Origin of the sequence: Streptomyces fuscigenes (genome assembly GCF_021556455.1) — a bacterium.
Taxonomy (GTDB): domain Bacteria; phylum Actinomycetota; class Actinomycetes; order Streptomycetales; family Streptomycetaceae; genus Streptomyces; species Streptomyces fuscigenes.
The window spans coordinates 1-10,696 of sequence record NZ_JAKGCV010000183.1; the positions used below are offsets into that span (position 1 = coordinate 1).

A 10,696-nucleotide genomic window follows, 5' to 3' on the forward strand; every position below is an offset into this window, starting at 1 on the left:
GCGGGGCCGCGTGACACCCCGCCGGCCGCCCCGCCCGCCGCGCACGCCGTCCCGGCGCAGTCCCCGCACGCCCCGGACCCCGGGGCGCTCGCCGCGGTGCGGGCCGTCCTCGGCGAGGGCGGCGCGCCCGAGTCCCTCGCGGGCGCGGTCGTCGGCGTGCTCGGTGAGCAGGCGGGCGAGGCGCTGCGGGAGGATCCGTGGCAGCTGCTCGCCGTGCCGGGCGTCCGGCCCGAGCAGGCGGACGGATTCGCCCGCGCGCTGCTGGGAGCGGAGTGCGGTCCCGGCGACGAGCGGCGGGCCGTCGCCCTCGTCGGCTGGCTCCTGGAGCGGGCGGCCCTCCAGGGCCACACCGCCCTGGAGGCCGACGCCGTGCGGGCCGGCCTGGCCAAGCAGGGCGTGCCCGACCCGGACGAGGCCGTGCGCCGGGCGGTGTCGGAGGGCGCGGTCCTGGTGTTCCGCGAGGAGCAGCCGGGAGTGGACGAGCACACCGAGCCCGTGGGGCACGCGGCGGACGGCGGGGACGGCCCCGGCCAGGACGGTCCCGGGCAGGACGGTCAGGAGCCCGGCGGCGAGGAGGAGCCCGCTCCTCCCGTCCTGCTCGGACTCGACCGCTACGCGCTCGCCGAGGAGAGCCTGGCCGACGGTCTCGCGCGGCTGGTGAAGACGGCGGGAGAGCGGCCTGCGGCGGCCTGGGAGGGCGCGGGGGACGCGGCCCTCTCGCGGTCGGCCCAGGAACTGCTGCGGGCCGTCGCGGACAACGGGCTCGTCCTGCACACCGGGGGCGAGGCCGCACGCGCGGAGCCGGCCGCGGTGGCCGCCGCGGCGCGGGCCCTCGGGCTGCGTGCCGTTCTCGCCGTGCACGGCGAGAACGGCCGCGACCGGCTGCTCGCGGCCGCGCCGGCCGGCGGGCCGCGGCCGGCGGGCGTCGTCACCGTCGCCGGGCTGCTGCAGGGCGCCGAGGGGCCCGCGCGCGACGGCGACGGCATGTTCGCGCTGGATCTCCTGGTCGTCCTCGACGCGCCCCAGCTGGACGTGGAGAGCGCGGCCATGCTGGTCGAGTCCCTTCCGGACGGCGCCAGGCTCGTGCTCGGCGGCGATCCCGGTGTCCTGGGGTCGGCGGGCGCGGGGCGGGTCTTCGGCGACCTGCTGGCGGCGCGGATCTGCCCGGTGATCGCCTCGCGCACGCCGGATGCGGGCCCGATCGGCGAACTGGTCTCCGGGATCGGGATCGGCGAGCTCAACCAGGTGCCCGCCCCGGACAAGGAGATCGCGATCGTGCCGGTGCGGGACGCGGGCGAGGCCGTGCACCGGGTGGTGCAGCTGGTCGCCGAGTCCGTGCCGCGGGCGTTCGGCCTCGGTGCCGGGCAGACGCAGGTGATCACCGTGGGGCACGGCGGTTCCGCGGGGACGCGCGCGCTGAACGCGGCCCTCAAGCAGCGGCTGGCGCCCGGTCCCGGGCGCTTCGGCGGCTTCGACCCGGGCGACCGGGTCGCGTACGTGCCCTCGCCGGGGCGGACGGTCCAGGGTGTGGTGGAGGCGGCGGACGCCGAAGGCCTGCGGGTGTCGCTCGACGGGGCCGCGGAAGGGGGCGGGGACGCGCGGGTGGCGGTGACGGTGCCCCGGGAGCGGGTCGAGGCGCAGCTGCGGCACGGCTGGGCTCTCACCGCCCATCAGGCGGCGGGGATGCGCTGGCCCGCGGCCGTGGTCGTGCTGCCGGGCGACGCGGCGGCCGCGCTGCGCGAGGCGGCCCTGCGCGCCGCCCGCTGGCGGGGCTCCGGCGTAGCCTTTCCTGGGCTCGCCGAGCGGGCGTGAACCCACTCGGCGGGACGTGGAAGGACTCCGGGAACGTATGGCTTTCGAACCGCCGCGGCGGCTGGTGACGGCGCTCACCGAGAGGTACGGCGCCCCTGCGGCGCGGTCGTGGCTGGCTGACCTGCCGGACCTCGCCGAGCGGGCCGTGGCCGTCCGCGGGCTCGACGTGGAGCGCGCCGTGGCCCCGGGCGGCCGGGACAGCCTCGTGCTGCTCGTACGGCGGCCCGGCGCCGCGCCCGCGACCCTGAAGATCGCGCCGCCGTTCGCCGCCCCCGGCCCGGAGCGCGCGGCGCTCGCGCACTGGAAGGGCTGGGGGGCCGTGGAGACCTTCGACGCGCGGGAGACCCCCGAGGACGGCTCGGTGCTGCTGGAGCGGCTGCGCCCCGAGGTGTCGCTGCGCTCCTTGCCGGAGGCGAAGGCGCTGCTGGAGGCGGCGGGCACGGTGCGCAGGCTGTGGGTGGAGCCGCCGGCCGGACACGGCTTCGAGACGGTCGAGGAGCGCACGCTGCGCGAGGCCGCCGCGATGGAGTCCTCGGACGCGCCTGGGGAGCTCGTGGCCGAGGCGCTGCGGGCGCGCGCGGCCATGACGGCGTCGGCGGACGAGCGCCTGCTGCTGCACGGCGCGTTCCGCCAGGGCAAGGTGCTCGCGGGTGAGCGCGCGCCCTGGCTGGCCGTGGGCCCGGAGCCGGTGGTCGGCGAGCGTGCCTACGACCTGGCGCGGCTGGCCCGCGACCGGGTCGAGGACCTGATCGCCGCCGACACGGGAGCCTCCTCGGCGCGCCGGCGCATCAACCGGCTGGCCGACTCCCTGGAGGTGGACCGGGAACGGCTGCGGGCATGGACCCTGTACCGCGCGGTGGAGTCCGCGACCCGCGCCCTGCGCGTCGGGCGGGAGCGCGAGGCCGAGCTGCTCCTGGAGTACGCGAGCTGGCTCTGAGGCGCCACGCGCGCGCCTCGGACTCCCGGCACGGGTGCCTCGGACTCCCGGCACGGGTGCCTCGGACTCCCGGCACGGGTGCCTCGGACTCCCGGCGCGCGCGCCTCGGACTCCCGGCATGCGCGGCGGCGCCGGGTGCTCCGGCTCCGGGCGCCCGCGCGGCCCCCGGGCCGAGTCCCACCCCCGCGTCCACCCGGGCTCGCGGCCGGGGGGACGCCGAAGGGGCCCTCACGGCCGCCGGTGGCGTCCCTTCCGGGTGCCCGCCGGCGCCCCGGCCCGCGCGGTTACGCGGTCAGGGCGGCGATCGCGTCGGCGAGCGGCATCTCCTCGCGCTTCCCGGTGCGGCGGTCCTTGAGCTCGACCACGCCCTCCCCGGTCCTGCGGCCCGCGACCAGGATCGACGGGACGCCGATCAGCTCCGCGTCGGTGAACTTCACGCCGGGCGAGACGCCGGGGCGCTCGTCGACCAGGACCCGCAGGCCCTTCGCGGCGAGCTGCTCGGCCGCCTCCAGGGCCAGTTCGGTCTGGGCGGCCTTGCCCGCCGCGACGATGTGGACGTCGGCCGGCGCGATCTCGCGCGGCCAGCACAGCCCCTGCGCGTCGGCCGTCTGCTCGGCGATCGCGGCGACGACCCGGGAGACGCCCAGGCCGTAGGAGCCCATGGTGACCCGGACGGGCTTGCCGTCCTGGCCGAGGACGTCGAGCTGGAAGACGTCCGCGTACTTGCGGCCCAGCTGGAAGATGTGGCCGACCTCGATGGCCCGGTCCAGCTTCAGCCCGGTGCCGCACGCGGGGCAGGGGTCGCCCTCCTGGACCACCACGACGTCCAGGACGTCGTCCACCTCGAAGTCCCGCCCGGCGACGACGTTGCGCGCGTGGGTGTCCTTCTTGTTGGCGCCGGTGACCCACGCCGTGCCGGGGGCCACCCGGGGGTCGGCGATGCAGCGGATCTTCAGCCCCTGCGGGCCGACGTAGCCGCGGACCAGGTCGGGCCTGCCCTCGAAGTCCTCGGCGGTGACCAGCTCGACCTCGGCGGGCGCGAGGTGCTCGGCGAGCTTGCCGAGGTCCACCTCGCGGTCGCCGGGCACGGCGACGGCGACGATCTCGCCGTCGACCTTCACCAGCAGGTTCTTCAGCGTGGCGGAGGCGGGCACGCCGAGGTGCGCGGCGAGCGCCTCGATGGTCGGGGTGTCGGGGGTGTCCAGCTCCTCGACCGGGCCGGGGTCCTGCGCCGGGGCGACGGCGGCGGTGAAGCGCACGGCCTCCGTGTTGGCCGCGTAGTCGCACGCCGGGCAGTCGGCGAAGGTGTCCTCGCCGGCCGCGGCGGGGGCGAGGAACTCCTCGGACGCCGACCCGCCCATGGCACCCGAGACGGCGGAGACGATGCGGTAGTCGACGCCGAGGCGCGCGAAGATCGCCCGGTACGCCTCGCGGTGCAGCGCGTAGGACTCGGCGAGGCCCTCGTCGGTGGTGTCGAAGGAGTACGAGTCCTTCATCAGGAACTCGCGGCCGCGCAGCACGCCGGAGCGGGGGCGCGCCTCGTCGCGGTACTTGGTCTGGATCTGGTAAAGGATCACCGGCAGGTCCTTGTAGGACGTGCACTGGTCCTTGACGACCTGGGTGAAGATCTCCTCGTGCGTCGGCGCGAGGAGGTACTCGGCGCCCTTGCGGTCCGAGAGCCGGAACAGCAGGTCGCCGTACTCCTCGTAGCGCCCGCTCTCCTCGTAGGGCTCCTTCGGCAGCAGCGCCGGGAGCAGCACCTCCTGCGCGCCGAACGCGTCCATCTCCTCGCGCACCACGCGCGCCACGTTGTCCAGGACCTTCTTGCCGAGCGGCAGCCAGGTCCAGATGCCGGCCGAGCTGCGGCGCACGAACCCGGCGCGCACGAGGAGCTTGTGGCTGAGGGTCTCGGCGTCCGCCGGCTCCTCGCGCAGTGTCTTGGCCATCAGACGGGACATGCGCTGGACCTGGGACCGGGACATGGGGGGCACTCCTGCGTTGCGTCGGTTGCGTGCGGCGGACGGCCGGGGATCTGGCAGGAGGGTAACCGGGGGGCGCCGCCCGGCGTTAATCCGTTTCCCGGGCGTCCTGGGCCCCGGCGGGACGGCGGCGGCGCAGCGGGAGGGGCGCCCCCATGACCGCGTAGGGGCGCGGCGCCCCGGGGAAGTGGACCTGGCGGGCGAGGTCCTGGTAGCCGAGGGAGCGGTACAGGCGGCGGGCAGGGCTCTCGACGTCGATCGCGGAGAGGATGGAGCGGGGCTGGGAGACCCCGTCGGTGATGGTGGTGATCAGCTCCCGGCCGATGCCGCGGGCCTGGAAGGACGGATGCACGTGGAGTTCGGTGATGACGAACGCGTCGTCGAGCCATCCGTCGAGGTCCTCGCGGCGCAGGTAGGGCTCGACGACGGTGGACCACCAGTGGGCCCGGTCGTTGGGCATGCCGTAGACGAACCCGGCGAGCCGGCCCTCGGGGGTGGTGGCGCCGAACGCGCGGCAGCCCGGGTACATCAGGTGGCGCAGCACGATGTGGTGCCGTACGCCGATCTCCTCCTCGCTGAGCCCGAAGGCGAGGGCCTGCACGGCCAGCGCGTCGTCGACGCGCGCGACGAGGTCGAGGGGACCGACCCGTACGTCCGGGGTCCGGGAGGCGCTTTCGGGGGTGATCGGCATGTGCCGAAACCTACCGTCAGAACAGGACACTCATGAAGGCGCCCACCTCACGGAATCCGACCCTGCGGTAGGCGGCGCGGGCGGGGATGTTGAAGTCGTTGACGTACAGGCTCACCACGGGCGCGACGTCGGCGAGCGCGTAGCGGACGACGGCCGCCATGCCGCTCTCGGACAGGCCCCGGCCCCGGTGGGCGGGGGCGACCCAGACGCCCTGGATCTGGCAGGCCTGGGGGGTCGCGGCGCCGATCTCCGCCTTGAAGACCACCTTGCCGTCCTCGATGCGGGCGAAGGCCCGGCCCGAGCCGACGAGTTCGGCGACGCGCGCCTGGTAGAGGAGGCCGCCGTCGCCGGCCAGCGGGGACACGCCGACCTCCTCCGTGAACATGGCGACGGAGGCGGGCATGAGCGTGTCCATCTCGTTCTTGCGGATCCGGCGCACGAACGGGTCGGGGGCGACCTCGGGCGAGAGCCGCTCGGTGCGCATCAGGGGCTGGTTGGCGCGGACCTCGCGGGCGGGGCCCCAGCTCGGTTCGAGCAGCCTCCACAGCTGCGCGGTGGGGACGGCGGGACCGACGATGGAGGAGCAGCGGCGGCCGGCCCGGCGGGCGCGGTCGGCGAAGGCCCGCACGGCGTTCGGGGTGGCGCACACGGGCACGAGGTTGGCGCCGGAGTAGCACAGCGAGCGCAGCCGGCCGTCGGCGTACCAGCCCCACATCTCGCCGCCCAGGCGCCAGGGGTCCAGGCCCGCGACCTGGACGCGGGACGTGACGAACGCGTTCTCGACGGGCTCGCTCTCCAGGAGCGCGAGGGCTTCCGGGAGGTCGCTGGGTTCGAGGACCCGGGTGGTGGTCTGCGTCAACACGTGGGGGCCTCACCGTACGGTCTGCTTGTCTGGGCACTGTACCCGCCGCTCCCCGCGGGCGCCTCCCTCGGACCGGGCGGGGACGGCCGCGGGGGCGCGGCTCCTCCAGCGGCCACGCGCGGGCGGGCCCGCCGCCGGGGCGCGGGACCTCGCTGTGCGGGGCCCCGTCCCGGGCGGGACCTCGCTGCGGGGCCCGTCCCGGGGCGGGGCCCCGCACGCGGCGAGTCCCGGGGACCGTCCCCGTGAACGGGGGCGGTCCCCGGGACTCGGGGCAAGCCGTGCGGCGCGGTCGCCGGGGTCGGCGGGCGGCCAGGGGGCGGGGTTCAGCTGACGGAGACCTCGGGCTCGCCGGAGGCGATGCCGTCCTTCTGCATCTGCTCGGCCATCTTCATGGCCTCGTCGATCAGCGTCTCCACGATCTTGGACTCGGGAACGGTCTTGATGACCTCGCCCTTGACGAAGATCTGGCCCTTGCCGTTGCCGGAGGCGACGCCGAGGTCGGCCTCGCGGGCCTCGCCCGGGCCGTTGACGACGCAGCCCATGACGGCGACGCGCAGCGGGACCTCCATGCCGTCGAGGCCGGCGGTCACCTCGTCGGCCAGCTTGTACACGTCGACCTGGGCGCGGCCGCAGGACGGGCAGGAGACGATCTCCAGGCGGCGCTGGCGCAGGCCGAGCGACTCCAGGATCTGCTGGCCGACCTTGACCTCCTCGACCGGCGGCGCGGACAGCGAGACCCGGATCGTGTCGCCGATGCCCTCGCTGAGCAGGGCGCCGAAGGCCACGGCCGACTTGATGGTGCCCTGGAACGCGGGGCCGGCCTCGGTCACGCCGAGGTGCAGCGGGTAGTCGCACTTCTGCGCGAGCAGCCGGTAGGCGTTCACCATGACGACGGGGTCGTTGTGCTTGACCGAGATCTTGATGTCGCGGAAGTCGTGCTCCTCGAAGAGGGACGCCTCCCACAGCGCGGACTCGACGAGCGCCTCGGGCGTCGCCTTGCCGTACTTCTCCAGCAGCCGCTTGTCGAGCGAGCCGGCGTTGACGCCGATGCGGATCGGCGTGCCGGTCTCCTTGGCCGCCTTGGCGATCTCGCGGACCTTGTCGTCGAACTGCTTGATGTTGCCCGGGTTGACCCGGACCGCGGCGCAGCCGGCGTCGATCGCGGCGAAGACGTACTTGGGCTGGAAGTGGATGTCGGCGATGACGGGGATCTGGGACTTCTTCGCGATCGCGGGCAGCGCGTCCGCGTCGTCCTGCGTCGGGCACGCGACCCGCACGATCTGGCAGCCGGACGCGGTCAGCTCCGCGATCTGCTGGAGCGTGGCACCGATGTCCGAGGTACGTGTCGTGGTCATCGACTGGACGGACACCGGCGCGTCACCGCCGACCGCGACCGAACCGACGTGGATCTGACGGCTGACCCTGCGGTCGGCGAGCTTGGCAGGAACGGACGGCATTCCGAGAGAAATCGCAGTCATCTGCTGTGCAACCCCAAGTGTGGACCTGGTCCCGAGATCGGCGGGCTCCAGCACCTGAGATTACGCCACGGCGGATGGCTCGGTGACACCACCGGCCGGTGTACACCCGAAAGTAAGCAGCCGGACATCGGGATGTCCGGCTGCTCGTCGTGCGGGGATGCGGCTCCCTCGGGAGCCCGCTGATCAGGTGATCTTGACCGGGTTGACCACGTCCGCGATCAGGACGAGCGCGGTGAAGCAGACGAAGAGGCCCGCCACCACGTACGCGACCGGCATGAGCTTCGCCACGTCGAACGGGCCCGGGTCCGGGCGGGAGAACACCCGTGCGATGTTGCGGCGCAGCGCCTCCCACAGGGCTCCGGCGATGTGCCCGCCGTCCAGCGGGAGCAGCGGGACCATGTTGAACAGGAACAGCGACAGGTTGAACCCGGCGAGCAGGAACAGCAGCATCGCGATCTGGCTCTCGGCCGGCACGTGCAGCGTCATCACCTCGCCGCCGATGCGGGCCGCGCCCACGACGCCGACCGGCGAGTCCGCGTCGCGCTGCTTGCCCTCGAAGGCCGCGCCCCACAGGCCGGGGATCTTGCTCGGCAGGTCGACCAGCCGGTCCACGCTGTCGCCGATCATCCCGCCCATGCGGTCGACCGACTGGCCGAACGACAGCGGCACGATCTTGGTCTGCGCCGCGAAGCCCAGGTAGCCGGCGGGCTGGAACTTGCCCGGGACGACGTCTCCGTTGGAGTCCTTCTGGGCCACTATGTTCTTCAGCAGGTTCGCGTGGAGCACCTCCTCGTGGCCGTCGCGGCGCACGGTGAGGGTGGCGGGGCCGATGGTCTGGCGGATGCGGCCCGACAGGGTGTTCCAGTCGTCGACCTTCTTCCCGTCGAAGGCGACGATCTTGTCGCCCTTGCGCAGCCCGGCGGCCTGCGCGGGCGACACCGGGTCGCCGGGCCGGCAGGTCTGGCGCTTCTCGCTCTGCGAGATCACGCACTTCTGCACGCCGCCCACGTCGGTGGTCTGCGTCTGGAAGCCGTACGACATGGCGACGCCGAAGAAGATGACGACGGCGAGGACGAGGTTCATGAACGGGCCCGCGAACATGACGATGACGCGCTTCCACGGCTTGCGCGTGTAGAAGAGGCGGTCCTCGTCGCCCTCCTCCATCTCCTCGAAGGCGGCGGAGCGCGCGTCCTCGATCATGCTGCGCCAGGGCGAGGTGGAGCGGGACTCGATCCGGCCGTCGGGCCCGGGCGGGAACATCCCGATCATGCGGATGTAGCCGCCCATGGGGATGGCCTTGAAGCCGTACTCCGTGTCGCCCCGCTTGCGCGAGAAGATCGTCGGGCCGAAGCCGACCATGTACTGCGGGACGCGGATGCCGAACATCTTGGCGGTCGACAGGTGGCCGAACTCGTGGAACGCGATCGAGAAGAGCAGGCCGAAGGCGAAGATCACAATGCCGATGACCGTCAGAAGAATCGTCATGCGCGCGCCTCCGCCGTGGCCTTCCGGGCCAGTTCCGCGGCCCGGGCACGCGCCCAGGCCTCCGCTTCGAGGACGTCCGGGACGGTGAGGCGGGTTCCCCCGCCGGGCACGCCGTGCTCGCCGACGACCTCGGTGACGGTGTCCATGATGCCGTTGAACGCCAGCCGCCCGGCCAGGAACGCGTCGACGCACTCCTCGTTCGCTGCGTTGAAGACGGCCGGGGCGGTGCCGCCCAGCGCGCCCACGTGCCGCGCGAGGCCCACGGACGGGAACGCCTCGGTGTCCAGCGGGTAGAACTCCCACGACGAGGCCTTGGTCCAGTCGAAGGCGGACGCGGCGTCCGGGACGCGCGCCGGCCAGCCCAGGCCGATCGCGATGGGGCCGCCCATGTCCGGCGGGGTGGCCTGGGCGAGCGTGGAGCCGTCCGTGAACTCGACCATCGAGTGGACGTACGACTGCGGGTGGACGACGACCTCGATGCGCTCGAAGGGGATGTCGTACAGCAGGTGGGCCTCGATCACCTCGAGGCCCTTGTTGACGAGCGTCGCCGAGTTCACCGTGATCACGGGGCCCATGGCCCAGGTCGGGTGGGCCAGCGCGTCCTTCGGGGTGACGCCGGCCAGTTCTGCGCGGGTGCGGCCGCGGAACGGGCCGCCGGAGGCGGTCACGACCAGCTTGCGGACGTCGGCGCGGGTGCCCGCCGCGAGGGCCTGGAAGAGGGCCGCGTGCTCGGAGTCGACGGGGATGATCTGGCCGGGCTTGGCGAGGGCCTTGACGAGCGGACCGCCGACGATGAGCGATTCCTTGTTGGCGAGGGCGAGCGTGCGGCCCGCCTCCAGGGCCGCGAGGGTCGGCGCGAGACCGATGGAGCCGGTGATCCCGTTGAGAACGGTGTGGCAGTCGGACGCGGCCAGGTCGGTGGCCGCGTCGGGACCCGCCAGGATCTCGGGCAGCGGCTCGCCGGGCCCGTACTCGGCCCGCAGCGCCTCCCGCAGGGCGGGGACGACGTCCTCGCGCGCGACGGCGACCGTTCCCACCCGCAGCAGGCGGGCCTGCTCCGCCAGGAGGGCGACCCGGCCGCCCGCCGCGGACAGCGCGGTGACGCGGAAGCGGTCGGGGTTGCGCAGGACCAGGTCGATGGCCTGCGTGCCGATGGATCCCGTCGAGCCGAGGACGACGATGTCCCGGCGGCCTTCGGCCGGATCGAAGGCGATGTGGGGGTCGGCGAGAGGGGCTGGACTGTCGCTCATGGCACCCATTCTTGCCCCATCCGCCGCGTGCTCCGACAGCGGATCGGCGGGCACCACCCGATCCGAGGGGCGCGCACGGCCGGGCGGACGCCGTTTGCCGAGGTGGGCGGCGGCCTGGACCCCGGCGCGGGGCCCGGCACGGCCGGACGATCGGTCCTCCGGGGCGGCGGGGCGCGGTGCGGGGGCGGGCGTGTGTGCGGGG

8 protein-coding genes are annotated in these 10,696 nt (G+C 74.3%); 2 read left to right on the plus strand and 6 right to left on the minus strand.

Features of this window, described 5'->3' with window-relative positions:
* On the plus strand, positions 1-1,812 hold a 1,812-nt coding region (locus L1885_RS16135), incomplete at its 5' end, for a helix-hairpin-helix domain-containing protein (protein ID WP_235797812.1).
* Positions 1,813-1,849: 37 nt separating this feature from the next.
* A complete protein-coding gene (locus L1885_RS16140; protein ID WP_235797813.1) occupies positions 1,850-2,749 on the plus strand; it encodes an aminoglycoside phosphotransferase family protein in 900 nt (299 codons plus the stop codon).
* A 284-nt stretch (positions 2,750-3,033) separates the two neighbouring features.
* On the opposite strand, the gene L1885_RS16145 is transcribed toward L1885_RS16140, so the two are convergent.
* The 6 genes from L1885_RS16145 to dxr form a co-directional block, all read right to left on the minus strand.
* Complete coding sequence (locus tag L1885_RS16145) at positions 3,034-4,731, minus strand: proline--tRNA ligase (protein ID WP_235797814.1); 1,698 nt, start codon at positions 4,729-4,731, stop codon at positions 3,034-3,036.
* Between the two features lie 85 nt (positions 4,732-4,816).
* A complete protein-coding gene (locus L1885_RS16150) occupies positions 4,817-5,419 on the minus strand; it encodes a GNAT family N-acetyltransferase (RefSeq protein ID WP_235797815.1) in 603 nt (200 codons plus the stop codon).
* A 16-nt stretch (positions 5,420-5,435) separates the two neighbouring features.
* Positions 5,436-6,281, minus strand: a complete 846-nt coding sequence (locus L1885_RS16155) for a GNAT family N-acetyltransferase (protein ID WP_235797816.1) — start codon at positions 6,279-6,281, stop codon at positions 5,436-5,438.
* 323 nt (positions 6,282-6,604) lie between these two features.
* Complete coding sequence (gene ispG / locus L1885_RS16160) at positions 6,605-7,759, minus strand: flavodoxin-dependent (E)-4-hydroxy-3-methylbut-2-enyl-diphosphate synthase (protein ID WP_235797817.1); 1,155 nt, start codon at positions 7,757-7,759, stop codon at positions 6,605-6,607.
* A gap of 183 nt (positions 7,760-7,942) precedes the next feature.
* On the minus strand, positions 7,943-9,244 hold the full coding sequence (locus tag L1885_RS16165) for a M50 family metallopeptidase (protein ID WP_235797818.1): 1,302 nt from the start codon (positions 9,242-9,244) through the stop codon (positions 7,943-7,945).
* Positions 9,241-10,503 (minus strand): 1-deoxy-D-xylulose-5-phosphate reductoisomerase, encoded by a 1,263-nt coding sequence (dxr, locus tag L1885_RS16170; protein ID WP_235797819.1) that lies wholly within the window; start codon positions 10,501-10,503, stop codon positions 9,241-9,243. Before dxr ends, L1885_RS16165 begins: the two co-directional genes overlap by 4 nt.
* Between the last annotated feature and the right edge of the window lie 193 nt (positions 10,504-10,696).